This window comes from Serratia nevei (assembly GCF_024160145.1).
In the GTDB taxonomy this organism is placed as follows: domain Bacteria; phylum Pseudomonadota; class Gammaproteobacteria; order Enterobacterales; family Enterobacteriaceae; genus Serratia; species Serratia nevei_A.
Window position 1 is genome coordinate 43164 of the sequence record NZ_JAMYWQ010000027.1, and the last position, 26906, is coordinate 70069.

Sequence of the window (26906 nt, forward strand, 5' to 3'; positions counted from 1 at the left end):
AACGGCATGAAATTGAACAATCCCGAGCTGCTGCGCAGCCAGTGTCTGATCAACGGCGAATGGTGCGATGCCCTGAGCGGCAAGCGCGAAGCGGTGATCAACCCGGCCACCGGCGCCGAACTGGCCAGCATTCCGCTGGTCAGCGAAGAGGAAACCCAGCAGGCGATCGCGGCGGCGCAGCGGGCGCAAAACGAGTGGAAACAGCTGACCGCCAGGCAGCGTTCCGCGCTGCTGTTGGCCTGGGCCGACAAGGTGCTGGCCGCCCAGGAAGATCTGGCGCAGCTGATGACCGCCGAGCAGGGCAAATCGCTGGCGGAAGCGCGCGGCGAAGTGGCCTATGCCGCGTCGTTCATCACCTGGTTCGCCGAAGAGGCCAAGCGGGTGGACGGCGCGGTATTGCAGGCGCCGCAGGCTTCGCAGCGGCTGGTGGTGGTGAAGCAGCCGATCGGCGTGTGCGCGGCCATCACCCCGTGGAACTTCCCGGCGGCGATGATCACCCGCAAGGTGGCGCCGGCGCTGGCGGCCGGTTGCGCCATCATCGTCAAACCGGCCGAGCAAACGCCGTTGACCGCGCTGGCGCTGGCCAAGCTGGCGCAGGACGCCGGTATTCCCGCCGGCGTGTTGCAGGTGGTGACCGGCGAAGCGGCGCAGGTGGGCAAGGTACTGTGCGACAGCCCGGTGGTGCGCAAGCTGAGCTTTACCGGTTCGACCGAGGTCGGCCGCATCCTGATGGCGCAGTGCGCGCCGAGCATCAAGAAACTGTCGCTGGAGCTGGGCGGTAACGCGCCGGTCATCGTGTTCGACGACGCCAATCTGGACGCGGCGGTGGCGGGCATCATGGCCTCCAAGTTCCGCAACAGCGGCCAGACCTGCGTGTGCGCCAACCGCATCTACGTGCAGGACGGCATCTACGAGCGGCTGGCGGAGAAACTGGTGGCGGCGGTCGAGCAGCTGAAAGTCGGCGACGGCAGCCAGGAAGGCACTACCCAGGGGCCGCTGATCGACAGCGATGCGGTAGCGAAGGTGCAGAGCCATATCGATGACGCGCTGATCAAAGGGGCGCAGATCGCCACCGGCGGCCAGCCGCATGCGCTCGGCGGCACCTTCTTCCAGCCGACGGTGGTGACCGGCGTGACGCAGAAGATGCGCTTCGCCAAAGAAGAGACCTTCGGACCGGTGGCGCCGCTGTTCCGCTTCCATGACGAGGCGGAAGCCATCGCCATGGCCAACGACACCGAATTCGGCCTGGCCGCCTACCTGTTCACGCAGAACGCAGCGCGCCAGTGGCGCGTGCCGGAAGCGCTGGAGTACGGCATGGTCGGCATCAACACCGGGCTGATTTCCAACGAAGTGGCGCCGTTCGGCGGCGTGAAACAGTCAGGGCTCGGGCGTGAAGGATCGCGCTACGGGATAGAAGAATATCTGGAGCTGAAATACCTGTGTATCGATGTGAGCTGTTGAACGTCAGGACGTTAACCCATCCCGGCGGCCAGCGTCGCCGGGCGATAAAGGATGATGCATGTCTGATAATATCTCTGTTTCTCCGGCGCTTGCCGCCGGGGTGCGAGCACCTGCACCCGCCAAATCGTTAAGTTTCCTTGAAGGGGTGGCGATGATCGTCGGCACCAACATCGGCGCCGGGGTGCTCTCCATCGCCTACGCCTCCAGCAAGGCCGGTTTCCTGCCGCTGCTGTTCTGGCTGGTGCTGGTGGGGAGTCTGACCACCATCACCATGCTGTACGTCGCCGAATCCACGCTGCGCACCCGCGCGCATCTGCAGCTGAGCGGGCTGGCGAAGCGCTACGTCGGCGGCCTGGGCGCCTGGCTGATGTTCGCTTCGGTGTGCGTCAACAGCGTCGGGGCGCTTACCGCCTACATGACCGGCAGCGGCAAGCTGCTGCAATCGCTGTTCGGCATCTCGCCGGCGCTGGGCAGCCTGCTGTTCTTCGTGCCCGCCGCCGGCGTGCTGTACCTCGGTTTGAAAGCGATCGGCCGCGGCGAGAAGTTCATCAGCATCGGCATGGTGGTGATGCTGACCGCGCTGGTGGCGGCGACGCTGCTGAAAGACACCACCCAGATGCGCAACCTGCTGGACGGCGACTGGCGCTATATGGTGCCGGTGTTCAACGTGGTGGTGTTCTGCTTCTCGGCGCAGTACATCGTGCCGGAAATGGCGCGTGGCTTTGCCGACAAGCCTGAGCAACTGCCGAAGGCGATCATCGTCGGCATGGTGGTGACCTTCATTTTGCTGGCGGCGGTGCCGATGTCGGTGATCGCGCTCAGCGGGCTGGATGACATCTCCGACGTGGCCACCATCTCCTGGGGCCAGGCGCTGGGGCAGTGGGCGTTCTTCTCCGCCAACATCTTCGCGCTGTGCGCGATGCTGACCTCGTACTGGGGATTGGGCGGCAGCTTCCTGACCAATATTTTCGACCAGTTCCGGCTGGGCAACGACGAACTGCCACTGCGCCGCTTCGGCGTGCTGCTGCTGGTAGTGGTGCCGCCGTTCGTGCTGGCTTACAGCGGGCTGGTGTCGTTCGTCAACGCGCTCTACTTCGCCGGGGTGTTCAGCGGGGTGATCCTGTCGATCATGCCGATGCTGATCCTGCGTGGCGCACGCAAACAGGGCGACCAGACCCCACGCTGGCAGTGTAACTGGATCACGCATCCGCTGCTGCAGGTCAGCATTGTGTTGCTGTACCTGGGCAGCGCGGTGTACGCCATCGCTTCATTGTTAGGCTATCTGCCCTCTGGATGGTGATTTACCTTCCCTCAAGCAGTGATGTTGTTTCTCGGCATTGAGAACGGCGGCGTCGTGGCCGCCGATTTTTTTCTCAGGCGCGCCGCTTGGCCGACAGCGCCAGCCAGGCTTGCACCGACGGGCGTTGCCACTGCTTATGCGCATAGTGGCGCACGCGCTCCGGCACCGGATCGCCGTGCATCACCAGCCGGTTGAGCATCAGCGCCAGATCGGTGTCGGCGATGCACCACTCCCTGAACAGATTGTCCTGCCCGTGGCTCAGCAGCTTTTCCACGGCGGCGAAAAGCTTGCGCGCGGCCTCCTGCGCGGCTTCGGACAACGGCGGGAACTTGCCGTTGTTGAACACCACCTCGGTCGAGCGCTCGGCGCGTATCGGCAGCAGATCGCTGCGCAGCCAAGCCTGGATCTCGCGCGCCTTGGCACGCAGCTTCACGTCGCGCGGGTACACGGCGTGGGCCGGGTGGATGTCTTCCAGGTATTCGGCGATCGCCGAAGATTCCGACAGTTGAAACTCGCCGATCGCCAGCGTCGGCACCCGGCGGGTGAGCGACAGCGCCGCGTAGGCCGCCTCCTTATTCTCTTCCTTCGCCAGATCCACCGGGTGCACGGTGAACGGAATGCCTTTTTCCGTCAGCACGACAAAGGCGGACATGGCGTACGGGCTGAAAAATTCACTGTCGGTGTAAAGCTCGGTGTTCGGTTGAGACATCGGCGGTTCCTCGGGGTTAAGGGGCGAACATTCATCATTGTCGAGGGAAGGCTAAAGATCAATCTGTTAGACCAAAAGTTGTTTGATGGCGCGGCGTACGGCGGCGGTGGCCATCGGCACGAGGTGCTGATGGAGGGGGCGCTGCTCGATATCGACGAGGACGATCTGCAGAAGAGGCTGCTGCGCGCCAGGCAGCTGGCGCATCAGCGGCAAAGCAACGCTGCCTGATCAGCCCAGCGTTTTACGGTAAAACACCACCCGTTCCGTTTCGGCAAAGCCCAGCGCCGCATGCAGGCGTTGGGAGTCCAGGTTGGCGATATCGGTATCCGACGCCAGCTCGCTGCACCCCTGCTGCTTCGCCCACTCCTGCACCTGTGCGATCAAGCGCGCGGCCCAGCCCTGGCGGCGGGCGCGTTCGGCGGTATAAATCCCTTCCAGAAACGCCACCGGCGACGATTCGCAGCCGTTGACGTAATCGTAGCGCAGCGCGACCTCGGCAAAGGCGACGAAAGCGCCATCCAACCCTCGCGCCATAAACGCGGTGTGGTGCGGTGAAGCCAACGTTTCGCGCATTTCCGCGCGGTGCTCTTCAGGCGAGCTGGACGGCCACAGCGCCGTGCGCAGCGCCAGCCAGGCGTCGAGGTTGTCGTGGTCGCAGATGACGATCATGCGGGGTCCTTATGAGTCGGAATTAATCAGGAATGCCGAAAGAGAAGTGTGGCACGGCAGCGGGAAACAAAAAAGCCACCCCGGACAGGATGGCTTGTAAGGCTGTGAAAACAGCTAAAATTTGGTGGCCCCTGTTGGGTTTGAACCAACGACCAAGCGATTATGAGTCGCCTGCTCTAACCACTGAGCTAAGGGGCCAAGCCGCGAGATTATAGGGAATCCTTAAGCATCGGTCTACTGTTACCGGCCCGTATGTTGCTTTTCTGTGCAGTTATAGCCTGTTGTAATTGCTGGCGGATTTTGCGATAACCGCAGTAAATCCCTGTAATGGACTCACGACACTCATGGAACTTCTGGCGCCCAACCTGCGGGTGGTGTTTTGCGGCATCAACCCCGGCCTTTCTTCCGCCCATCAGGGCTACCCTTTCGCCAACGGCAGCAATCGCTTCTGGAAGGTGATCCATCAGGCCGGCTTTACCGAGCGCCAGTTGGCGCCGGAGCAGTGGCAGCGGCTGAAGGACAACGGCTGCGGCATCACCGCGCTGGTGGCGCGCCCGACGGTGGCGGCCAGCGAGCTGTCGCGCGACGAGCTGCGCAGTGGCGGCGAGGTGCTGCAAGAGAAGATCCTGCGCTATCAGCCGCGCGCGCTGGCGATTTTAGGCAAGCAGGCGTTTACCACCGCCTTCGGGGTGAAAAACGCGCCCTGGGGCAAGCAGGCGCTGATGCTGGGGCAGACCGAGGTGTGGGTATTGCCCAACCCCAGCGGATTGAACCGCGCCACGCTGGAGCAGCTTACCGCCAGCTATCGCGAGTTGTTCCTGGCGTTGCAATGAGGCGGCGGGGCGTATTCAGGGCATAAAAAAACCCCGGCAGGCCGGGGTTTTTGTTTTTGGTGCGGCAGCCGGACTTAGTCGTCCAGGAAGCTGCGCAGCACTTCGGAGCGGCTTGGGTGGCGCAGCTTGCGCAGCGCCTTGGCTTCGATCTGACGAATACGTTCACGGGTAACGTCAAACTGCTTGCCTACCTCTTCCAGCGTGTGGTCGGTGTTCATGTCGATGCCGAAACGCATGCGCAGCACTTTCGCTTCGCGCGCGGTCAGGCCGGCCAGCACGTCGTGAGTGGCGGAACGCAAGCTTTCCGAGGTCGCGGAGTCCAGCGGCAGCTCGAGGGTGGTATCCTCGATGAAGTCGCCCAGATGCGAATCTTCGTCGTCGCCGATCGGCGTCTCCATCGAGATGGGCTCTTTGGCGATCTTCAGCACCTTGCGGATCTTGTCTTCCGGCATCAGCATGCGCTCGGCCAGCTCTTCCGGCGTCGGCTCGCGGCCCATCTCTTGCAGCATCTGGCGCGAAATACGGTTGAGCTTGTTGATGGTCTCAATCATATGTACCGGAATACGGATGGTGCGCGCCTGGTCGGCGATGGAGCGGGTGATAGCCTGACGGATCCACCAGGTGGCGTACGTCGAGAACTTGTAGCCGCGGCGGTATTCGAACTTGTCTACCGCTTTCATCAGGCCGATGTTGCCTTCCTGGATCAGATCCAGGAATTGCAGGCCGCGGTTGGTGTATTTCTTGGCGATAGAAATAACCAGACGCAGGTTGGCCTCAACCATCTCTTTCTTCGCGCGGCGGGCTTTCGCTTCACCGATCGACATGCGACGGTTGATGTCTTTGACCTGCTCGATGGTCAGGCCGGTTTCTTCTTCGATCTGACGCAGTTTCTGCAGGCTGCGCTGCACGTCCTCAGTCACGTCTTTCAGCTTTTCCGACCAGGGCTTGGCCATCGCCAGTGCGGCTTCGAACCAGGAGTCGCTGGTTTCGTTGCCTGCGAACAGAGTAACGAAGTTTTTCTTCGGCATTTTGCACTGTTCAACGCACAGCTTCATGATGATGCGTTCCTGGGTGCGAACGCGGTCCATCATGGTGCGCATGCTGTTGACCAGGAAGTCGAACTGTTTCGGCACCAGGCGGAACTGCTTGAACACTTCAGACAGCTTCAGGATCTCGTCCGCGGCGCTGGCGTGGCTGCGGCCGTTCTTCTTGATCACCAGACGCGTCGCTTCATACTGATCGCGCAGCTCGGCGAACTTCTGACGCGCCAGCTCAGGATCGATGCTGTTGTCGTCTTCGGTGTCGTCGTCTTCGGCGTCCTCATCTTCGTCGTCGTCGTCTTGCTCTTCGCTCGACAGTTCAGAACCGATGTGGGTAGCGGTGGGGGCGATGTCCTCTTCCGCGTTAGGATCGACGAAGCCGGTGATCAGATCGGACAGGCGCGCTTCGCCCGCTTCGACGCGATCATACTGCTCAAGCAGGTAGGTAATGGCTTCCGGGTATTCGGCAACCGAGCACTGCACCTGGTTGATGCCGTCTTCGATGCGCTTGGCGATGTCGATTTCGCCTTCGCGCGTCAGCAGTTCGACGGTACCCATTTCGCGCATGTACATGCGCACCGGGTCGGTGGTGCGGCCGATTTCGGATTCCACGCTGGACAGAACCTGTGCGGCGGCTTCTTCCGCATCTTCGTCCGTGCTGTTCGAGTTTTCGGCGAGCAGCAGGTCATCGGCGTCCGGTGCTTCTTCCATCACCTGGATGCCCATGTCGTTAATCATCTGGATGATGTCTTCGATCTGATCGGAGTCGACGATATCTTCCGGCAGATGGTCATTGACCTCAGCATAGGTCAGATAGCCTTGCTCCTTACCACGGGTGACAAGTAGCTTCAGCTGTGACTGCGGGTTTTGCTCCATAAGACGGTATCCACACTTCAGAGTATTTAGGTTGGTGTCGGTCGGCGAAACCGCCAACAATAGCATTTGGGGCGTTTTCGTTATCGCCGCGGCCCACTATGGCGGCACTGTGCAGGGCTCTGCCCTCGCAATTATCGGCACTTAAGCCGTTTGGTATTCAGTTTCTCTTTCCTGCTCTTGACTCGTTGATCATACGAACTTCTTCTCGCTCTGAAGGGGTCAAGCCCTGCGTACGGGAGAGTGCCAGTAACTCTTCTAACCGTTGTTCGAGCACAGAGTCGAACATATGATTCAGGGAGTCCAGAAAGGTTCTTTCTGCAATCTCTGTATCTGATATATCGTTCCAGGCAGACAAAGTTTCAAGGTTAGCGCTGAACTTTGTATCCCGGTATTCTTCCAGGATCTGGCCCGTTTTTATTCCAGGTTGAGCCAGGCAAAGGTCCACCAGCTCGCTGAATAGCGGTAAACCTGGCAGTTTGGCGTGTTGTAACCCTTCAAGAGAAGGTACAAGTGTAGCCAACTGCGGATTTTGCACCAGTAACCCTATTAGTATACGCATGGTTGTGCGTTTTAGCTGGGGCGCCTGATAAGGATTCGCATTTTCAACCTGCTTGGGCATCAGCTTGTCGAGCTGGCTGTCGTCCAGCAGCCCCAGCTTGTTGCCGAGCTCCTGACGCAGGTACAAGCGCAACGTTTCGCCCGGCACCTGAGTAATCAGCGGCAGCGCCAGCGTGCTCAGCTTGGCGCGTCCGTCCGGGCTGCTCAGATCCACCTGCGGCAGCAGGCTTTCGAACAGGAACGTGGACAGCAGCTGCGCCTGCTCCATTCGCTGTTCGAAGGCTTCTTTGCCTTCCTTGCGCACCAGGGTGTCCGGATCTTCGCCGTCGGGCAAAAACATGAACCGCAGCTGGCGCCCGTCGTTCAGGTACGGCAGCGCGGTTTCCAGCGCTCGCCAGGCCGCTTCGCGGCCGGCGCGGTCGCCGTCGTAACAGCAGACGACGTTGTCGGTGGCGCGGAACAGCAGCTGAATGTGTTCAGCCGTCGTCGAGGTTCCGAGCGAGGCGACGGCATAATCGATGCCGAATTGCGCCAACGCCACCACGTCCATATACCCTTCCACCACCAGCAGCCGCTGCAGGGTAGGGTGGTTCTGCTGTGCTTCATACAGGCCGTACAGCTGGCGGCCCTTATGGAAAACTTCGGTTTCCGGCGAGTTCAGGTACTTCGGCATGCCGTCGCCCAATACGCGGCCGCCGAAGGCGATCACGCGTCCGCGCTTGTCGCGGATGGGGAACATCACCCGTTCGCGGAAACGGTCGTACGAACGCCCCTGATCGTTAGTCACCAGCATGCCGGCATCGTTCAATGCGCGGCGTGAGTCGGCATCGCGGCCGAAACGCTTCAGGGCGTTGTCCCATCCCGCCGGCGCGAAACCGATGGCGAAATGGCGAATAACGTCGTCACTTAATCCGCGCTGTTGCAAATAGCTGCGCGCCGGTGCCCCGGAGGACTGCTGCAGTGACTGTTGGTAGAATGCGCTGAGTTGTTCCATCAGTTGGTACAGGCTCTGGCGCTGATGGCGTTCGATCTGGGTTGGCCCGGTGCCCGCCTCGTAAGGCACTTCCAGCCCGTGCATGGTCGCCAGTTCTTCGATGGTTTCGACAAACTCGAGTCGGTCGTAATTCATCAAAAAGTCGACGGCGTTGCCGTGCGCACCACACCCGAAACAGTGATAAAACTGCTTTTCGCCATTAACGGTAAATGAAGGCGTCTTTTCGTGGTGGAACGGACAGCACGCGTGGTAGTTCTTGCCTTGCTTCTTGAGCTTCACGCGAGCGTCGATCAGATCGACGATGTCGGTGCGAGCCAGCAAGTCATTGATAAATACGCGCGGAATTCGTCCAGCCATAAGCCCTTACTTCATTAGCCTATAAACGAGAACAAGCCGCGCATTCCTTTCGGAAAGCACGGCCTTCGTATGCAACTACTCGGTCTGCGCGATTTTGAAAATCAGAAATTCACGCGGTGGGGTTGCCCCCGAAGAATTAATACAGACGAGTGCGGCGTGCGTTTTCGCGAGCCAGTTTCTTCGCGTGACGTTTCACAGCAGAAGCTTTAGCGCGTTTACGTTCGGTAGTTGGTTTTTCATAAAACTCACGACGACGAACTTCAGCTAAAACACCCGCTTTTTCGCAAGAGCGTTTGAAACGACGCAGAGCAACGTCAAATGGCTCGTTTTCACGTACTTTAATTACCGGCATGTGCCTCTCACCTCAATAAAATTCGGTTTGCTGCTGGCCAAGCGCCAGCCTTTTCAAAATGGTGCGGAATTTTACTCCAATGGATGCTGCTTTGTAAAGCACCACCGCAAATTGAAACCCGCGTCGCTCTGCCGCAACGTGCGCAATTTTGCACCGGGCGCTGATTATAGACTAATCAGAAAAAAATGCTCGTGTTTAATCGCCTGGGCATTTTCTGGATGAATCATCGACATAGGCGCGAGCCGGTGACAAGATGCGCCGCACCGGCGGTAAATGCGGCGGAATGTGGTAGACTGGCGGCCGCACGTGAATGATGGGAAATGTAATGCGAGTACTGGGTATAGAAACGTCCTGCGATGAAACCGGAATTGCAGTGTATGACGATCAAACCGGTTTGTTGGCCAACCAATTATACAGCCAGGTGAAGCTGCACGCCGACTACGGTGGCGTGGTGCCGGAACTGGCCTCCCGCGATCACGTGCGTAAAACCGTGCCGCTGATTCAGGCGGCGCTGAAAGAGGCCAACCTGACCCCGGCCGACATCGACGGCGTGGCCTACACCGCCGGGCCGGGCCTGGTGGGGGCGCTGCTGGTCGGCGCGACCGTGGGGCGCGCGCTGGCGTTCGCCTGGAACGTGCCGGCTGTGCCGGTGCACCATATGGAAGGCCACCTGCTGGCGCCGATGCTGGAAGATAACCCGCCGGCGTTCCCGTTCGTCGCGCTGCTGGTTTCCGGCGGCCATACTCAGCTGATCAGCGTCACCGGTATCGGTGAGTATGAACTGCTGGGTGAATCGATCGACGACGCGGCCGGCGAAGCGTTCGACAAAACCGCCAAGCTGCTCGGTCTGGATTACCCCGGCGGGCCGATGCTGTCGAAGATGGCGCAGCAGGGCACGGCGGGCCGTTTCACCTTTCCGCGGCCGATGACCGATCGTCCGGGGCTGGACTTCAGCTTCTCCGGGCTGAAAACCTTCGCCGCCAACACCATTCGCTCCAACGGCAACGACGATCAGACGCGTGCCGACATCGCCCGCGCCTTCGAGGATGCGGTGGTGGATACGCTGGCAATCAAGTGCAAACGCGCGCTGGAGCAAACCGGTTTCAAACGCCTGGTGATGGCCGGCGGCGTGAGCGCCAACCGCACGTTGCGCGCCAAGCTGGCGGAGATGATGCACAAGCGCGGTGGGGAGGTGTTCTATGCCCGCCCGGAATTTTGCACCGACAACGGCGCGATGATCGCCTATGCCGGCATGGTGCGCCTGAAGAGCGGCGCCAGCCCGGAACTGAGCGTTTCGGTGCGGCCGCGCTGGCCGCTGGCAGAGCTGCCTGCGGTATAACGCGGTACGGTTTCCAGCCTGTTGTGCAGAAGGCTCCCTGAATGGGAGCCTTCTGTTTTTTCAGGCAGGAAATTCAGCGCATTAAGCGATACGCCAGCCTTTGGTACGATGGCGTTGGGTAATAAAGTGCGCGTAGCGGCCCCCCAAAGCGTCGAGTTGAGCATGGGTGCCGCGTTCGGCGATCTCGCCGTTCTCCAGCACCAGGATTTGGTCGGCCATGGCGATGGTAGACAGCTGGTGAGCGATGACGATCAGCGTCTTCTTGCCGCGCAGGCGGGCGAGGGTGTCGGCAATGATCGCCTGGTTTTCCGGATCCAGAGCGGCGGTGGCTTCATCAACCAACAAAATCGGGGCATCTTTCAGGAGCGCACGGGCGATAGCAATGCGCTGGCGTTCACCGCCGGAGAGCCGGGCGCCGCCTTCCCCTACCTGCGTATCGAGCCCCTGCGGCAGGCGCTGAATGATTTCCGCGGCGCCGGCCTGTTCGACGGCCGTCATCAGTTCTTCCTCGCTCGCCGATGGTTTGCCGAGGCGAATATTGTCGGCAATGCTGCCCTGGAACAGGTAGGTATTTTGGAAGATTTGGCTGATCTGATCCGTCAGCTGTGTCGCAGGGATCCGGCGTATGTCGGCGCCGCCGAGCATGATGGCGCCGTCCGTGACATCAAAGAAACGGGCGAGCAGACGTATCAGGCTGGTTTTGCCTGAGCCGGAAGCCCCAACCAGTGCGGTCATGGTGCCCGGTGCCGCCTTAAAAGAGATCTCCCGCAATACCGGCGCTTGTTCCGGCGCATAGCGGAACGAAACGTGACGAACGTCTAACGAGCCGTCGCGCGGCTGTTGCGCCTGATGCGTTTCAGGCAAAGGTTCAACGGCCAGAATATCATTGACGGCATCCAACTGGCCGCGCGCGCTGCGCAGGGCTTCGGCATAGCCGGCGACGTCCAGTAACGGATCGATGAAGCGGCCGACCAGCATCAGCGCGATCACGGTGCCGATCGCGCTGCCGATGGCGGCGGGATTGCCCAGCATGGGGCTGAGCAGGGCGGCTGCGGTGATAAACAAAGCGGCAAAGGTCAGTTGTACTGCCCAGGAATTGAGCACAACGGACGCCGTAGAGATGTAAATCAGCCGCTTCCCTGATTGATGCTGCCGATCGATGGCGTGCTCCAGGAAGCGGGTGCCGCCATTTTCGCCGTTAAAGGCGCGCAGAACCGACTGCGCCTGGGCAAATTCCACCATACGTTGGCTGGTCTGGGCGGATGCCTGATGGAAGGCTTCGTCGGCCTGGACGCCAAGGCGCGTCGACAGTATGAAGATGCCGGCGATCGGCAGCAGCGCCGCCAATGCGAGCACTCCCATCTGCCATTGCAACAGACAAAGGGCTGCCACCAGCACCAGCGGCGTGACCAGCCCGCTGATGATCGGGGTAAATAAATGCGCGGGGAGTTGCGCCACTTGCATCACCCCTTGCGAAACGACGTGGCTGAGCCGGGCGGTGTTCGCGGGGGTAAACCATCCGATTGGGAGGGTAGCGACATGATCGCCAATGCGCTGGCGCGCGGTTAGCAACAGTGAGGAGCCCACGTTCATCCCGGAGAAATCGACGTGTTTGCGCAGCAGCCAGCTCACCAGCACACCGACCGAAAGCACCGCCAGCCACCCGGCGGCCGAGGCAAGTTCTCCCAGCAGCAGATGGCTGACGATCGGCGCCAGGGTGGCCACCGTCAAACCGCAACAGATGCCATACAGAACGGCCATGGCGATATAACGACGGAATATGGAGGCATCATCGCCCAGCAACCGCATAAATGTTTTTAACATGTTTCAGCCCTCCTGATTCAGGGTGTTTTCGTAGCCGCCCGCCGCCCAGAGCTTGGCATAGCGGCCTTTGCCGGCCAGCAGCTCGCTGTGGCTGCCCTGTTCGCGAATTTGCCCCTCTTCAAGGACGACGATGCGATCGGCGTACATGATGGTGTCCAAGCGGTGGGCTATCACCAGCAGCGTGCGTTCTTTGGCAAAAGCGGACAGCGCTTCCTGGATGAGACACTCATTTTCTGCGTCAGCGGCGGCGGTGGCTTCGTCGAGCACCAGAATCGGCGGATTCAGCAATACCGCGCGAGCTATGCTGATGCGCTGCTGTTCCCCGCCGGAGAGCTGCGCATCTTCGCCGAACACGGCGTCGTAGCCACGCGGCAGACCGAGAATGTGTTCGTGGATATTGGCGGCTCTGGCGGCGGCTTCGATTTCTTGCATGCTGGCATTCGGGCGGCCAAGCGCAATGTTATCGCGCAGGCTGGCGTGGATCAGCTGGACATCCTGCAGCACGAAGCCGATATGGCGATACAGCGTGGCGCTGTCCAACTGCCGCAGATCGACCCCGCCGAGCGTGATACGGCCTTCGCAGGGATCGAAGAAACGCAACAGCAAGCGTGCCAGCGTCGATTTGCCCGCGCCGGATGCGCCGACGATGGCGGTGACGCTGCCGGGTTTCAAGCTGAGGTTGATATCGGAAAGCACGCGGTTTTCGTCGTGGTAGCCATACCCGACGCGTTCGAAGCGGATCTCGGTATCCTGCGGCGACGTCGGCCGTTCGGTTTGTGTTAACAAGGGCGTATCCAGCAGTGCCTGGATGCGCTCCGCCGCGCCGGTGGCGTTGCGCAGGCCGTGGGTAATGAACCCCATCAACAGCAACGGGGCAGAAATGCCCGGCGCGATCAGGGCGAACGGCAAGACGTTTACTGGCGTCAGCCAGCCCAGCGCCACGAACAAAGTGCCAAAAACCAACACCACGCCGAGCACGGTCACCGGCGCGACGATGGCGTTGGCTAACGCGACCGTCTTGACGACCGGGCTCATGGCGCGCGTGAAAAGCTGGGTGAAGGAGGAGATGGCTTCACGGTAGCTGCTGTGGGCTTTGCCGCTGCCGCTGAAGGTTTTGATCACCGGAATGCCGTTAACGAATTCAGCAACGGCGTTATTGATGCGGCCCAATCCTTTGACGAACTCGCCCATATGCGGCGCTGCTGCTTTCTGGGCTGCGCCGAAGATGATGAAAAACAGAACGAAGGGAATGATCGAGACGATCGCCATGCGCCAGTCCATCACGAACATGTAGATAACGGAAATCAACATGGCGCCGAGGGTACGCCCAAGGGTGGTGAAAAAGTGGGCGGTGAGATCGTGCAGCGTGCCGATATCGTCCTGCATCGCCTGTTTGACTTCACCCGACGCACGATTGCTGAACCAGCCCAGCGGGACTCGCGCCAGGCGTCGGGCCGCCGTAATCCGCAGGTGGTGGGTGAGGCGGTTATCGGCCAGGTGGGCCAGCACTTCGGCGCCGGTGACGATCGCCAGGCCGAAGAACAGGCTGAGCAGGCACCAGAAGACATCGTTCCCCAGCCCGCTTGGCGATGGTAAAGCGCCCGCTTCGCGGTTGTCTAAGACAATTACCGCGATATGGGCGATGCCGGCCAATGGCACCAGTGTAAATGCGGTGCCGATCGCCGCCATGACGGCGGCGATAATGAGGCTTCCACGTATCGGCCGCAGCAGTCGTCCAATTGGGCCAGGTTTTTTTTCCCCAGTTTGCTCGCTACTCATAAAAACTCCCAAAGGAATATAAAAGGGATCTTGGCCTTTAACGGGTCAAGAAGGAATAAGCGGGAAATTCACCGCCGGTTATTGCTCGTCTTTAATGACGCGGAAAATAATTCAATGTGCGAATGAAAATAAAAAATATGTGTCATTGATTACCAATGGAACGTTAGCGTTGTAATAATTTGACGTTCTGCTCCCCATGAGCAGGTATTGCCGGTGAAGCACGAGGAGACATAATGTTTATCAAACAGGTTGTTTACGTTTAATGCAATCTCTGCGCTTTCCAATCCGGGAAGATCATTGAGCGGGTATTTAATCGCGGTATCAAAAACAGTGTGGCTCGGCACGTTGAAGCTGTTTTCATCATCGCCCGGCGTGCTGGAGATATAGCGAGAGCCTGCGCCGATGCTCAGCCCATTCATGACACCTGTATTGACGGTATAGTCGGCCCAGAGGCTGGCCATATGTTTTGGCACCATTGCCGGTGTTTTTCCCTGGTGCTCAGTATCGTCACGGAATTGCGCATGAGTATAGGTATAGCTGGCGAACATATTGAGGTTATAGGTTAATGCGGCTTTACCTTCAATCTCAATGCCTCGCGATCTGATTTTTCCCTGTTGCACACTGTAATTGGGATTGATGGTATCGCGCCGCAAATTATTGCTTTTGGTTAACTGGAATGCGGCGATAGAGGCAGAAATCGGACGGTTGTCAGGAATGAATTTGATTCCCGCTTCATACTGTTTGCCATAGGAGGGTTTGAACAGGTTGCTCGTACGCGTTACGCCGCCATTGGGTTCAAAAGATTCGCTGTAGCTGATATAAGGTGATAACCCGTTATCAGAGACATAATTTATGCCGCTGCGCCAGGTAAACTCATTGTTCTTGGTACGGGGGGCGGCACTTTCTCGGGTGAGGTTGCTGTCGCTACGGCTTTTAACGACGCTGTGATCAAAGCGCCCGCCCAGCGTGAATATCCAATTTTCCCATTCAGCCTGATCTTGCAGATACACCCCGGACTGATAGTTTTTGTTGAGGGTATGCGTATCGCTGAAATAGCTCACATTATGATTACCATACTGTGGCGCGAGTAAATTCAGCGGTGCGGCAGTCCCCATTTTGTTTTGTATATCATTGCGCAGCTGCGAATAGTCAATCCCTAGCAAGAGCGTGTGGCGCCAGGCTCCGGCGCTGAGCCTGGCTTCCAACCGGGTGTCGCTGGTGAGGCCATTTAGCCGCTCGTCATCGGCGATCGCGGCACGGGATAATGTGGTGTCTAAATAATGCGGGGTGATTTCTCGACAGAATAATGGCGTGCAAAGGCCATTGCCGTAAATACTGCGCCAGTGAATTTTCGTGTGTTGATAGCGCACGGCTTGATGGAGCGACCAATGGTCATTGAAAGCGTGATCGAGTTGATAGCCCACCATCCGCTGTTGACGGGAAAAACGGTTATAATCCGCTTCGCCCTCGTTGAATGAAGGCGACAATTTACCAAAGGCGCCGGCAGTGAGCGTGCCAATACGCGGCAGCCAACCGTAATAACCGGTACGCGGTTCGTTTTGCATCGACAGCTGGAATAATATCGATGTTCTTTCCGAAGGCTGCCAGAGCAATGAGGGGGCGAGGGCGTAGCGCTTTTCACGCTCCCCCTTTTGCTGGCTGTGCGAGGCGAAATAATTGCCGACTAAACGGTAAGCCAACGTTTGTTCATCATCCAAGGCATCGCTGAAATCAAACTGCGTTTTCCATTCATGGCGATTGCCCGCCTGTAATTGCACCTCATGCAAAGGCCGAAGCTGCGGGCGCTTGCTGATGGCGGCAATGACACCACCCGGGTTGCTTTTACCGTACAGCACCGAGGCCGGGCCACGCAGCGCTTCTATCCGCTGTAAAAAATACGGGTCAACTTTACTGTCCGCATACATGTCCCCCTGGAGTTTCAAACCGTCCAGGTAAATATTTTGGCTGACGTCATTGAAGCCACGGATCATCACACTATCAAAAAGGGACGAACTGCCGTTATTTCCCGTCATGATGCCCGGTGTTTGGTTCAGTGCGTTCTTGATGCTATCGGGGTGGCGAGTTTGCAGTTCCTCTTCCGTAATGACGGAAATAGATTGCGGGGTTTTTATCAATGGGGTGCTGGTTTTGGTTGCTGTGACGCTGCTTTTGGCAGCGTAAGTGCCGTTAGAGCCTATCGCTTCTTCATCCCTGTTTCGTTCGCTCATCACGGTAATGGCGTCTTCGTTCTCTGTTGCCGCATAACTCGCCGAAGTGGTGAATATTCCCGCCAGCAAAATCAGAAGATTAGGGGTTCTTTTTATGAGGGGCGAGCTTGTATTCATAGACATTGCAAAGAGAGTCCATATTCATAAATGATAATGCTTGTATTCTTGAAATGATAATTGTTATCGATTGTGGCTTTGTGCAATTCATGCGTTTGCATTACGGCGGCCCAGCGTGTGGCCTCGAACGGAAAAAACGCGGTTGGGGAGGGGCGGGGCTGGGGTCTGAGTGTGGAGGAAGGGCTCAGACCCTAAGAATTTGGCGATGGCGGATTGGCATCGCCGTCTCGATCAAGGTTGCTTCGTGTGGTCGGTTTTCTCGTCCGACTCGGCCACGTCGGGTTTCTTCTTGCGGAACTTGCCCCAGATCTTGCCTTCCTGGCCGCGCCACAGGCGCTGAATGTTGTCGTGATGTCGCATCAGGATCAGGCAGGAGAGCATCGCCACCGGGAAGGTGAACTGCGGTTTGAACCACCAGACGTAGAATGGCGCGATCAGCGCGCTGACGATGGCGCCGAGCGAAGAGTAGCCGCTGAGCAGCACCGTCAGCAGCCAGGTGCCGGTCATCAGGCCGGTCAGATCCCAGCCGATAGGCGCGATGGCACCAAACGCCGTCGCCACGCCTTTGCCGCCGCGGAAGTGGAAGAACACCGGATAGATGTGCCCCAGGCAGGCGGCGATCGCCGTCAGGCCGAGGTACAGCGGCGGCACATCGAGTTTGTAGGCCAGCCAAACCGGCAACATCCCTTTCAGAATATCGAACACCAGCACCGCCGCCGCCGCCAGCCGGCCGCCGATGCGCAGGACGTTGGTCGCCCCGGGATTTCCTGAGCCATGTTCGCGCGGATCCGGCAGCCTGGCGATCCGGCAAACCAGGATCGCACTGGAAATCGAGCCGCACAGATACGCGAAGATAATCATGCCAAGCGCGGTAGCACTCATAACGCGGTTCCGTTTAATAATGGTCGTTTTACTCGCAACATCTATGGATAATACGCACATTCCGCTGGAAGTGGTATCCGGCAAGGCCAAAAACAGAGAATGACGTGATGGATATCGTATTTATTGAAGAGCTTACCGTAATTACCACCATTGGCGTTTATGAGTGGGAACAGGGCATTCGTCAGAAGCTGGTGTTCGATATCGAAATGGGCTGGGATAACCGGCCGGCCGCCGCCAGCGACGACGTAACCGACTGTCTGAGCTATGCCGACGTCAGCGACGCGGTGATCCAACACGTTGAGTCGAACCGCTTTGCGCTGGTAGAGCGAGTGGCGGAGGAAATATCCGAAATTTTGCTTCAGCGCTTCAATTCCCCCTGGGTCCGTATTAAGGTCAGCAAACCGGGCGCTGTAGCACATGCCAATCGGGTCGGCGTGATCATTGAGCGCGGCATTCGTCCCGCATGATTTTATGTCATCTGCTTGCAACGAAAGGCCGTTAACCTGGTCTTAATCCTGAGAATTGTTTTAGCGGCATTGTCTTCAAGCACTGCCGCTTTTTTATGTGATAGCCGTTATTTTATGGGGTGAGCGAAGCACATGGCTGACATGCATTCACTGTTTATTGCGTTTGTTCTCGGGGTTGTCGAAGGATTAACCGAATTTCTGCCGGTTTCTTCCACCGGACATATGATCATCGTCGGCGAGTGGCTGGGCTTTACCGGCGACAAAGCCAAAACCTTTGAAGTCATCATCCAGCTGGGGTCAATCCTGGCGGTGGTAGTGATGTTCTGGCGCCGGCTGTTCGGCCTGATCGGCATCCATTTCGGCGGCAGGCCGGTGGAGCACGAAGGCAAAACCGGCGGCCAGCTGAAGCTGGGGCACATCTTGCTGGCGATGATCCCGGCGGTGGTGCTGGGCCTGGCCTTCCATGATTTCATCAAGTCGCTGTTCGCGCCGAAAAACGTGATGTACGCGTTGGTGGTCGGCGGCCTGCTGCTGCTGGCGGCGGAATGGCTGAAGCCGAAGAAACCGAGTGCGGAAGGGCTGGATGACATCACCTACCGCCAGGCGTTCATGATCGGCTGCTTCCAGTGTCTGGCGCTGTGGCCGGGCTTCTCCCGTTCGGGTTCCACCATCGCCGGCGGCATGCTGGTGGGCGTAAACCGCTATGCGGCGTCCGAGTTCTCCTTCATCCTGGCGGTGCCGATGATGATCGGCGCCAGCGGCCTGGATCTGTACAAGAGCCTGCACTTCCTGAGCTGGGGCGATCTGCCGATGTTTGCCGTCGGTTTCATTACTGCCTTCGTGGTGGCGCTGATTGCGATCAAGACCTTCCTGTCGCTGATCAAGCGCATCTCGTTCGTGCCGTTCGCCATCTACCGCTTTATCGTGGCGGCCGTGGTTTACATGGTATTCCTGTAAGCCCGACGCCAAGAAAAAACCCCGCTCTGCGGGGTTTTTTTATGCCTGATCGTTGATAATCGCTTGGCTGAGTTTCCAGTCGGCCAGCGCCTGCTGGCGGCGGCGTTTGAGCTCGTCGCGGATCGCAGTGCCCTGCAGCCCGCTGGCCACCACCTCTTTAATCGACACCGCGTTCGCCACCTGATACGCCTGGCGCAGATAGTCGCCCTGCGGATAAGGGTTCTCCTCAAAGCCGGTGCGGCCGCGCGCGTCCGCTTCGCTGGTCAGGATCATCTGCTCCAGCCGTTGGGGCTTGCGCCAGACGTCGATGGCGTCGAACAGCTTCAGCAGGGTTTCCGGCCGCAGCTTGTTCACGGTGTGGATCAGGTCATGATATTCAGCCACCAGCTTGCTCAGATCGCGCACCGGGTTGGGCACCCGCAGCCGCTGGCACAGGGCTTCGACCAGCCGCACGCCCGCCGGGCCGTGGCCGTGGTGATGCGGCCAGAACGCTTTCGGCGTCAACCCTTTGCCTAGGTCATGACACAGGGTGGCGAAGCGCACGTCCACCTCCGGCGTGAGGCGGGCGGCAATCGCCAGCGCCATCAGCGTGTGCACGCCGGTATCGATCTCCGGGTGCCACTTGGCGGGGGCCGGTACGCCGAACAGCGCGTCGATTTCCGGGAACAGCACCGCCAGCGCATCGCAGTCGCGCAGCACCTGAAAATAGACCTGCGGGCTCTGGCTTTGCAGCGCCTTTTCGGTTTCCTTCCAGACGCGTTCGGCGGTCAGCGCGGCCAGTTCACCGCTGTGCGCCATCCGGCGCATCAGGGCGAGCGTTTCGTCGGCAATGCGAAAACCCAGATGGGCGAAGCGGGCAGCGAAGCGCGCCACACGCAATACGCGCAGCGGATCTTCGCCGAACGCGGCGGAAACGTGGCGCAGCACGCGCGTCTGCAGATCGGCCACGCCGCCGTAAGGGTCAATCAGTTCCCCTTCGGCGGAACGGGCGATGGCGTTGATGGTCAGATCGCGCCGCAGCAGATCTTCTTCCAGCGTCACGTCCGGCGCGGCATAGCAGGTAAAACCGGTGTACCCCTGGCCGGATTTGCGCTCGGTGCGCGCCAGCGCGTACTCCTCGTGGGAGTCGGGGTTGAGGAACACCGGGAAATCTTTGCCAACCTGCTGGTAGCCCAATGCCAGCAGCTCCGCCGGCGTGGCGCCCACCACCACCCAATCATGATCGACCACCGGAATATTGAGCAGGCTGTCGCGAACGGCGCCGCCGACCAGATAAATCTGCACTGTTGACTCCTGAATATCGTGTAAGGCTCTGTCTATCAGATTACATGAATTGGCCGCGGGATGTCGGCGCCAATGAAAAGGGCGCCCGCAGGCGCCCATAGTCAAACTGAACGATACTGAGATCAGTTCATCCAGCGGTTGTTGTTCTTGCGGCGCGGGATCAGGTGCGGCAAGAGCAGGCCCAGCAGCAAACCGACGCCGGCGACGCCGCCGCCGTACATGAACCACTGCAGGATAATGGTGCGCTGTTTGTCGTCGAGCTGCAGGTTAACGGCGTTGACCTTCTTCTGCGCGACCACCAGCTGGTTTTTCAGATCCTGGTTTTCCTTCTGCAGGCTGCTGATGGTGCTGTCGCTGCCCGCGACTTTCTCCTGCATTTCCGAGGTACGCTGGTTCCAGGTGTTGTCGATGTTGGCCAGCTTGTCGGTCAGGGTTTTCACCTGCTGTTCCAGCTCGGGCACGCGGGTGCGCAGGCTTGGCGTCTGGCTGAGCTGATCGAGCGGGATCCAGGTGGTGCGGCCTTTCGGATCGCGGATCTGGCCGTAGTTGGTGCTGTCGTTAACGCTCAGCAGAGTGACTTCTTCACCGGCGTTCAGAGTGCCGACAATACGGTACTGATTACCTGGGCCGCTATGGACGTAAGTGCTTAACTCATCGGAGATATAGCGTTTATCTTCGGCATGTGCGGCCCAAGTGATGCTGAAGCTCAGCGCGGCAAGGCAAATCAGGCGTAATTTCTGCATTAGTTCATCGTTTCTGGGTGAATTTATGGAACGATAGTAGAGCGTTCAGTCTGACGACGCAACGCCAAAACCGGAATGAGAACTATCTTACTGTGGCCGATTCTGTGAGTTGCGCAGCGTTTTATAACGTAACAGGTTTTTTCTACAGTTAGCAGGGTTAAGGCGCCGGGAATCGCGGTAAGATAACGGCAACTGTGCGTCAGTGGGCAGCATACGGCGGGCCAAGCGCGCCACGCTGAAACCGACGTGAATGCGTAACTTATTGGTGTTAAAGAATTATGACCGTTGAAATTGAACTGAAATTCATCGCCGCGCCGCAAGCGGTGGCCGCATTGCCACAATGGCTCGCCGCCTGGCCGCATCAGCATTCCGCGCCGCAAAAGCTGACCAATATTTACTTCGAAACGGCCGACAACGTCCTGCGCCGTCACGACATGGGGCTGCGCATTCGCGGTTACGACGATCGCTATGAGATGACCATCAAAACCGCCGGTAAAGTGGTGGGCGGCCTGCATCAGCGCCCGGAATACAATGTCGCTATCGCCGAGCCGCAGCTGGCGCTGGCGCAGTTCCCTGCCGACATTTGGCCGCAGGATTGCGATATCACGGCGCTGCAGCAGGCGTTGCAGCCGCTGTTCCGTACCGATTTCGTGCGAGAGAAGTGGGTGGTTACTTACGGCCAAAGCGAGATCGAGATTGGCCTGGACCAGGGCGAAGTGCGCGCTGGTGAGCTCAGCGAGGCCCTGAGTGAGATCGAGCTGGAGCTGCTGAACGGCAATACCGCCGATCTGCTGGCGTTGGCCGGTGAGCTGGCGGCGCACGGCGGGCTGCGTCAGGGCAGCCTGAGCAAGGCGGCGCGCGGTTACCACCTGGCGCAGGGCAATCCACCGCGCGAGGTGCGCCCGCTGCGGGTGCTGAAGCCGGCGGCGAAGGCGACCGTGGAGCAGGGAATGATCGCCGCCTTCGAGCTGGCGCTGAGCCACTGGCAGTACCACGAAGAGCTGTGGCTGCGCGGCGACGCACAGGCGCGCGCTTCGGTGATTGAGGCGGTCGGAACGATTCGCCAGGCGCTGGTGATCTTCGGCGGTTTGGTGCCGCGCAAGGCCAGCGCCGATCTGCGCGCCCGTCTGACCGAGCTCGAACCGCTGTTGGCGGACAAAGCCGCGCAACCAGAGGCCCTGTGCTACAGCGCCGCCTACCTGCAATGTAAGTTGGCGCTCACATCATGGCTGGTGAGCGGCGCCTGGCGGCCGTTTATCGACGCCAAAGCGCAGGCCAAACTGGACGGTTCTTTCAAGCGCTTCAGCGACATCATGCTGGGGCGCAGCGGCGCGGAGCTGAAAGAAGCCTTCGGCCGTATGCTGAACGAAGATGAATATCAGGAACAGTTGCCGCGCCTGACGCGTCAGATTGCGGCGCTGGTCCTGCTGGCGGGCGCCTACCCCGACGAGCAGACCGGCCCTTATATCGAGGCCTGGCGCGAGCTGCAGGCGGCGCTGAGCGAGCGCCGTCAGGGCTGGTATGAAGCCAGCCGCAAACAGGCCTTATCGCATGCGCCATTCTGGTTAAACGGCGCGCTTCGTTAATCCAGCCGGCCCGCCAGCCGTGGGCCGCAGAACGGGTCATACACTATGTCGCCACTTTCAGCCGCGTTACAGGCTCAGGCACAGCAGGTTGTGCAGCGTTTTCAGGAAGTTCACGGCGCGGACAGCGCCTTCAGCGAGCAGGAGCAGTGGGTGCTGGCGTCGAGCGACTTCGTCAGCGACGCGCTGATCGCCCAGCCGGCCTGGCTGGCGACGCTGCGCGAACAGCCGCCGGCGCCCGGCGAGTGGCAACACTATGCCGCCTGGCTGCAGGACGAGCTGGAAGAGGTGCGCGATGAGGCGCAGCTGATGCGCACGCTGCGTCTGTTTCGCCGCGAAACGCTGGTGCGCATCGCCTGGGCGCAGGCGCAGGGGCTGTGTTCGACCGAAGAAACGCTGCTGCAGCTGAGCGGGCTGGCGGAAACGCTGATCGTCAGCGCGCGCGACTGGCTGTACCAAACCTGCTGCCGCGAGTGGGGCACGCCGTGCAACGCCGCCGGCGAACCGCAGCCGCTGCTGATCCTCGGCATGGGCAAGCTGGGCGGCGGCGAACTGAACTTCTCGTCGGATATCGATCTGATCTTCGCCTACCCGGAAAATGGCCAAACCCAGGGCGGGCGGCGCGAGCTGGACAATGCCCAGTTCTTCACCCGCCTCGGCCAGCGGCTGATCAAGGCGCTGGATCAGCAGACCATCGACGGCTTCGTCTATCGCGTCGACATGCGGCTGCGGCCGTTCGGCGACAGCGGCCCGTTGGTGATGAGCTTTGCGGCGCTGGAGGATTACTACCAGGAGCAGGGGCGCGACTGGGAACGCTATGCGATGGTGAAGGCGCGCCTGATGGGCGGCGCGGAAGACGCTTACAGCCAGGAGCTGCGCAAAACGCTGCGGCCGTTCGTGTTCCGCCGCTATATCGATTTCAGCGTCATTCAGTCGCTGCGCAACATGAAGGGCATGATCGCCCGTGAAGTGCGGCGGCGCGGCCTGAAGGACAACATCAAGCTGGGCGCCGGCGGCATTCGCGAAATCGAATTCATCACCCAGGTATTCCAGCTGATCCGCGGTGGCCGTGAGCTGGCGCTGCAGGGGCGTTCGCTGCTGCCGACGCTGCAGGCGGTGGGTGAGCTGGGGCTGCTGGAGGCCGAGCAGGTGCGGGCGCTGAGCGCCGCCTACCTGTTCCTGCGGCGGCTGGAGAATCTGCTGCAGGCGATCGGCGATCAGCAAACCCAGACGCTGCCGCAGGATGCGCTCGATCAGGCGCGGCTGGCCTACGGCATGGGGCAGGCGGATTGGCCGACGCTGATGGCGGCGCTGGAGTTGCACATGCAGGCGGTGCGGGCGGTGTTCGACGACCTGATCGGCGACGATAGCCCGGATGTCGGCGAAGATCCCGACTATCAGCATTACCACAGCCTGTGGCAGGACGCGCTGGAAGAAAACGAGCTGGCGCCGCTGACGCCGCACCTCGACGAAGAGGGGCGCCGACAGATGCTGCGCACCATCGCCGATTTCCGCCACGACGTCGACAAGCGCACCATCGGCCCGCGCGGCCGCGACGTGCTCGATCAGCTGATGCCGCGCCTGCTGGCGGAGGTATGCCCGCGCCAGGACGCGCCGACCGCGCTGGTGCGGCTGGCGCAGCTGCTGCTCAGCATCGTCACCCGTACCACCTACCTCGAGCTGCTGGTGGAGTATCACGCGGCGCTCAGCCATCTGATCCGCCTGTGCGCCGCGTCGCCGATGGTCGCCAACCAGCTGTCGCGCTATCCGCTGTTGCTGGACGAACTGCTGGATCCGGCCACGCTGTATCAGCCGGTGGCGCTGGACGCCTACCGCAGCGAGCTGCGCCAGTATCTGTTGCGGGTGCCGGAAGACGACGAAGAGCAAAAGCTGGAGGCGCTGCGCCAGTTCAAACAGGCGCAGCAGCTGCGCATCGCCGCGGCGGATATCGCCGGCGCGCTGCCGGTGATGAAAGTGAGCGACCACCTGACTTATCTGGCGGAGGCGATCATCGACGCGGTGGTGCAGCAGGCCTGGAGCGACATGGTGGCGCGCTACGGCCAACCGACCCATCTGCAGGAGCGCGAAGGGCGCGGTTTTGCGGTGATCGGCTACGGCAAGCTGGGCGGCTGGGAGCTGGGTTACAGTTCCGATCTCGATCTGGTATTCCTGCTGGATTGCCCGCCGGAGGTGATGACCGACGGCGATCGCTGCATCGACGGCCGCCAGTTCTACCTGCGGCTGGCGCAGCGGGTGATGCATCTGTTCAGCACCCGCACCTCCTCCGGCATTCTGTATGAGGTGGACGCCCGCCTGCGGCCTTCCGGCGCCGCGGGAATGCTGGTCAGCACCGTTGAGGCGTTCGCCGATTACCAGCAAAACGAAGCCTGGACCTGGGAGCACCAGGCGCTGGTGCGCGCGCGCATCGTGCATGGCGACCCGGCGCTGCATCAGCAGTTCGACGCGATCCGGCGCGAGATCCTGGGCAAGACGCGCGATGCGGAGGTCCTGAAGCGCGAAGTGCGCGAGATGCGCGAAAAGATGCGCAACCATCTCGGCAACAAGCAGCGCGATCTGTTTGATATCAAAACCGATGAGGGCGGCATTACCGACATCGAATTTATCGCCCAATATCTGGTCTTACGCTATGCGCCGGGTGAACCGCGGCTGACGCGTTGGTCGGACAACGTGCGCATCTTCGAGCTGATGGCCAATTACGACATCATGCCGGAAGAGGAGGCGCGCGCGCTGGCCCAGGCCTATGTCACCATGCGCGACGAGATCCACCACCTGGCGCTGCAGGAGCATTCCGGCAAGGTCGGCAGCGGGCTGTTCGCCGCCGAGCGCGAGCAGGTGCGCGCCAGCTGGGCCAAATGGCTGGATTAATACCTTTTTGCGGGTATTCCGGCGGTCTGTGGTAATATCTGCGCCACTAAAATTTTGTACTTTTTTGGAGTTATCGGATGAAAGTTACGCTGCCTGATTTTCGCCGCGCCGGTGTGCTGGTGGTCGGTGACGTCATGTTGGATCGCTATTGGTATGGGCCGACCAGCCGCATTTCACCGGAAGCCCCGGTGCCGGTGGTCAAGGTCGATACCATCGAAGAGCGTCCCGGCGGCGCGGCTAACGTGGCGATGAACATCGCTTCGCTGGGCGCCAATTCTCGCCTGGTAGGCCTGACCGGCATCGACGATGCGGCGCGGGCGCTGAGCGCCAAGCTGAATGAAGTCAATGTACGCTGCGACTTCGTCTCGGTGCCGACCCATCCGACCATCACCAAGCTGCGCGTGCTGTCGCGTAATCAGCAGCTGATCCGTCTCGACTTCGAAGAAGGCTTCTCCAACGTCGATCCGCAGCCGATGCTGGAGCGCATTCAGCAGGCGCTGCCGCAGATCGGCGCGCTGGTGCTGTCCGATTACGCCAAGGGCGCGCTCAGCCAGGTGCAGGGCATGATCCAACTGGCGCGCGCCGCCAAGGTGCCGGTGCTGATCGATCCGAAAGGCTCTGACTTCGAGCGCTATCGCGGCGCGACGCTGCTGACGCCGAACCTGTCGGAGTTCGAAGCGGTGGTGGGCCACTGCAAGGATGAGGCGGAACTGGTGGAACGCGGCATGAAACTGGTGGCGGATTTTGAGCTGTCGGCGCTGTTGGTCACCCGTTCCGAACACGGCATGACGCTGCTGCAGCCGGGCGTTGAGCCGCTGCACCTGCCGACCCAGGCGCAGGAAGTGTTCGATGTGACCGGCGCCGGCGACACCGTGATCGGCGTGCTGGCCGCCTCGCTGGCCGCCGGCAACTCGCTGGAAGAGTCCTGTTTCCTGGCCAATGCCGCCGCCGGCGTGGTGGTGGGCAAGCTCGGTACTTCCACCGTGTCGCCAATCGAGCTGGAAAACGCGGTGCGCGGCCGGGCCGAAACCGGGTTTGGCGTGATGACTGAAGCGCAGTTGAAACACGCCGTGGCGCAGGCGCGTCAGCGCGGCGAGAAAGTGGTGATGACCAACGGCATCTTCGATATTCTGCATGCCGGCCACGTCTCCTATCTGGCCAATGCCCGCAAGCTGGGCGATCGCCTGATCGTGGCGGTGAACAGCGACGCCTCGACCAAGCGCCTGAAAGGGGAAACACGCCCGGTCAACGCGCTGGAGAACCGCATGATCGTGCTGGGCGCGCTGGAAGCGGTGGATTGGGTGGTGCCGTTCGAAGAGGATACGCCGCAGCGCCTGATCGCCGACATTCTGCCGGATCTGCTGGTGAAAGGCGGTGATTACAAACCGGAAGAGATTGCCGGCAGTGCGGAAGTGTGGGCCAACGGCGGCGATGTCAAAGTGCTGAACTTTGAAGACGGCCTGTCGACCACCAACATCATCAAAGCGATCAAAGACGGGCGCGGCTAACGCCGGGCGACCTAAAGAACAAGGGCGCGCGGTTGAACTGCCCCCCATAAGTTGGACGATGTAAATTCAGGCGGCCTTCGTGGCCTGAGTTCGATACTCTACCGGACTCAGGCCTTTTAGTTTCTCTCTGAGGCGGTCATGGTTGTAGTAATCAATGTAG

The 26906-nt window shown here is 60.2% G+C and carries 21 protein-coding genes, 1 tRNA gene and 1 pseudogene; 10 read left to right on the forward strand and 13 right to left on the reverse strand.

Annotation, left to right across the window (positions count from 1 at the left end; genetic code table 11):
• Nucleotides 1-6: 6 nt before the first annotated feature.
• Nucleotides 7-1461 carry an NAD-dependent succinate-semialdehyde dehydrogenase gene (locus M6G53_RS17805; RefSeq protein ID WP_253333421.1) on the forward strand — a complete coding sequence of 485 codons (1455 nt, stop codon included), beginning with the start codon at nucleotides 7-9 and terminating at the stop codon, nucleotides 1459-1461.
• Between the two features lie 58 nt (nucleotides 1462-1519).
• Nucleotides 1520-2761 (forward strand): aromatic amino acid transport family protein, encoded by a 1242-nt coding sequence (locus M6G53_RS17810; protein ID WP_253333424.1) that lies wholly within the window; start codon nucleotides 1520-1522, stop codon nucleotides 2759-2761.
• A 73-nt stretch (nucleotides 2762-2834) separates the two neighbouring features.
• On the opposite strand, the gene yfcF is transcribed toward M6G53_RS17810, so the two are convergent.
• Nucleotides 2835-3470: a glutathione transferase gene (gene yfcF, locus M6G53_RS17815; RefSeq protein WP_253333426.1), complete on the reverse strand. Its 636-nt coding sequence runs from the start codon at nucleotides 3468-3470 to the stop codon at nucleotides 2835-2837.
• 117 nt (nucleotides 3471-3587) lie between these two features.
• Here yfcF and M6G53_RS17820 point away from each other — a divergent pair.
• Nucleotides 3588-3698 (forward strand): annotated as a pseudogene (locus M6G53_RS17820) (HPP family protein); the annotation flags it as partial.
• Here M6G53_RS17820 and aac(6') read toward each other — a convergent pair.
• A complete protein-coding gene (gene aac(6'), locus M6G53_RS17825) occupies nucleotides 3699-4139 on the reverse strand; it encodes an aminoglycoside 6'-N-acetyltransferase (protein ID WP_253333428.1) in 441 nt (146 codons plus the stop codon).
• A gap of 122 nt (nucleotides 4140-4261) precedes the next feature.
• Nucleotides 4262-4337, reverse strand: a tRNA-Ile gene (locus M6G53_RS17830).
• 146 nt (nucleotides 4338-4483) lie between these two features.
• Here M6G53_RS17830 and mug point away from each other — a divergent pair.
• Nucleotides 4484-4972, forward strand: coding sequence for a G/U mismatch-specific DNA glycosylase (gene mug, locus M6G53_RS17835; protein WP_253333431.1), 489 nt, complete (start codon nucleotides 4484-4486; stop codon nucleotides 4970-4972).
• A gap of 74 nt (nucleotides 4973-5046) precedes the next feature.
• Here mug and rpoD read toward each other — a convergent pair whose 3' ends face one another.
• The 3 genes from rpoD to rpsU form a co-directional block, all read right to left on the reverse strand.
• Complete coding sequence (gene rpoD / locus M6G53_RS17840) at nucleotides 5047-6888, reverse strand: RNA polymerase sigma factor RpoD (RefSeq protein ID WP_253333432.1); 1842 nt, start codon at nucleotides 6886-6888, stop codon at nucleotides 5047-5049.
• A gap of 157 nt (nucleotides 6889-7045) precedes the next feature.
• Nucleotides 7046-8797 (reverse strand): DNA primase, encoded by a 1752-nt coding sequence (gene dnaG, locus M6G53_RS17845; protein WP_253333434.1) that lies wholly within the window; start codon nucleotides 8795-8797, stop codon nucleotides 7046-7048.
• 136 nt (nucleotides 8798-8933) lie between these two features.
• A complete protein-coding gene (rpsU, locus tag M6G53_RS17850) occupies nucleotides 8934-9149 on the reverse strand; it encodes a 30S ribosomal protein S21 (RefSeq protein ID WP_001144069.1) in 216 nt (71 codons plus the stop codon).
• A gap of 325 nt (nucleotides 9150-9474) precedes the next feature.
• Between rpsU and tsaD the strand changes: the two genes are divergently transcribed.
• A complete protein-coding gene (tsaD, locus tag M6G53_RS17855; RefSeq protein WP_049198481.1) occupies nucleotides 9475-10488 on the forward strand; it encodes a tRNA (adenosine(37)-N6)-threonylcarbamoyltransferase complex transferase subunit TsaD in 1014 nt (337 codons plus the stop codon).
• Nucleotides 10489-10569: 81 nt separating this feature from the next.
• Here the strand turns inward: tsaD and M6G53_RS17860 are convergent, their stop codons facing one another.
• The 4 genes from M6G53_RS17860 to plsY all read right to left on the reverse strand — a co-directional run bounded on the left by M6G53_RS17860 (nucleotide 10570) and on the right by plsY (nucleotide 17318).
• On the reverse strand, nucleotides 10570-12312 hold the full coding sequence (locus M6G53_RS17860; protein ID WP_253333436.1) for an ABC transporter ATP-binding protein: 1743 nt from the start codon (nucleotides 12310-12312) through the stop codon (nucleotides 10570-10572).
• Nucleotides 12313-12315: 3 nt separating this feature from the next.
• A complete protein-coding gene (locus M6G53_RS17865) occupies nucleotides 12316-14091 on the reverse strand; it encodes an ABC transporter ATP-binding protein (protein WP_253333438.1) in 1776 nt (591 codons plus the stop codon).
• 149 nt (nucleotides 14092-14240) lie between these two features.
• Nucleotides 14241-16442 (reverse strand): ferrichrome porin FhuA, encoded by a 2202-nt coding sequence (gene fhuA, locus M6G53_RS17870; protein WP_253333440.1) that lies wholly within the window; start codon nucleotides 16440-16442, stop codon nucleotides 14241-14243.
• Between the two features lie 225 nt (nucleotides 16443-16667).
• Nucleotides 16668-17318, reverse strand: coding sequence for a glycerol-3-phosphate 1-O-acyltransferase PlsY (gene plsY / locus M6G53_RS17875; protein WP_253333442.1), 651 nt, complete (start codon nucleotides 17316-17318; stop codon nucleotides 16668-16670).
• Nucleotides 17319-17425: 107 nt separating this feature from the next.
• On the opposite strand from plsY, the gene folB reads away from it, so the two are divergent.
• Together folB and bacA are read left to right on the forward strand one after the other, a co-directional pair.
• Entirely contained in the window at nucleotides 17426-17785 is a 360-nt protein-coding gene (gene folB, locus M6G53_RS17880; RefSeq protein WP_253333444.1) for a bifunctional dihydroneopterin aldolase/7,8-dihydroneopterin epimerase, read from the forward strand.
• Between the two features lie 132 nt (nucleotides 17786-17917).
• Nucleotides 17918-18742 (forward strand): undecaprenyl-diphosphate phosphatase, encoded by an 825-nt coding sequence (gene bacA, locus M6G53_RS17885; protein ID WP_253333446.1) that lies wholly within the window; start codon nucleotides 17918-17920, stop codon nucleotides 18740-18742.
• 39 nt (nucleotides 18743-18781) lie between these two features.
• On the opposite strand, the gene M6G53_RS17890 is transcribed toward bacA, so the two are convergent.
• Both M6G53_RS17890 and M6G53_RS17895 read right to left on the reverse strand, forming a co-directional pair.
• Complete coding sequence (locus tag M6G53_RS17890) at nucleotides 18782-20026, reverse strand: multifunctional CCA addition/repair protein (protein ID WP_253333448.1); 1245 nt, start codon at nucleotides 20024-20026, stop codon at nucleotides 18782-18784.
• A gap of 122 nt (nucleotides 20027-20148) precedes the next feature.
• Nucleotides 20149-20769 (reverse strand): TIGR04211 family SH3 domain-containing protein, encoded by a 621-nt coding sequence (locus M6G53_RS17895; RefSeq protein ID WP_019453078.1) that lies wholly within the window; start codon nucleotides 20767-20769, stop codon nucleotides 20149-20151.
• A 278-nt stretch (nucleotides 20770-21047) separates the two neighbouring features.
• Here M6G53_RS17895 and M6G53_RS17900 point away from each other — a divergent pair, with 278 nt between their 5' ends.
• The 3 genes from M6G53_RS17900 to hldE all read left to right on the forward strand — a co-directional run bounded on the left by M6G53_RS17900 (nucleotide 21048) and on the right by hldE (nucleotide 26746).
• Nucleotides 21048-22355 (forward strand): CYTH domain-containing protein, encoded by a 1308-nt coding sequence (locus M6G53_RS17900; protein WP_253333450.1) that lies wholly within the window; start codon nucleotides 21048-21050, stop codon nucleotides 22353-22355.
• Between the two features lie 45 nt (nucleotides 22356-22400).
• A complete protein-coding gene (glnE, locus tag M6G53_RS17905) occupies nucleotides 22401-25238 on the forward strand; it encodes a bifunctional [glutamate--ammonia ligase]-adenylyl-L-tyrosine phosphorylase/[glutamate--ammonia-ligase] adenylyltransferase (protein WP_253333452.1) in 2838 nt (945 codons plus the stop codon).
• 77 nt (nucleotides 25239-25315) lie between these two features.
• Entirely contained in the window at nucleotides 25316-26746 is a 1431-nt protein-coding gene (gene hldE, locus M6G53_RS17910; protein ID WP_049273811.1) for a bifunctional D-glycero-beta-D-manno-heptose-7-phosphate kinase/D-glycero-beta-D-manno-heptose 1-phosphate adenylyltransferase HldE, read from the forward strand.
• Nucleotides 26747-26812: 66 nt separating this feature from the next.
• On the opposite strand, the gene M6G53_RS17915 is transcribed toward hldE, so the two are convergent.
• Nucleotides 26813-26906: IS3 family transposase (locus tag M6G53_RS17915; RefSeq protein ID WP_253333459.1), on the reverse strand; the 94-nt coding region annotated here is incomplete at its 5' end.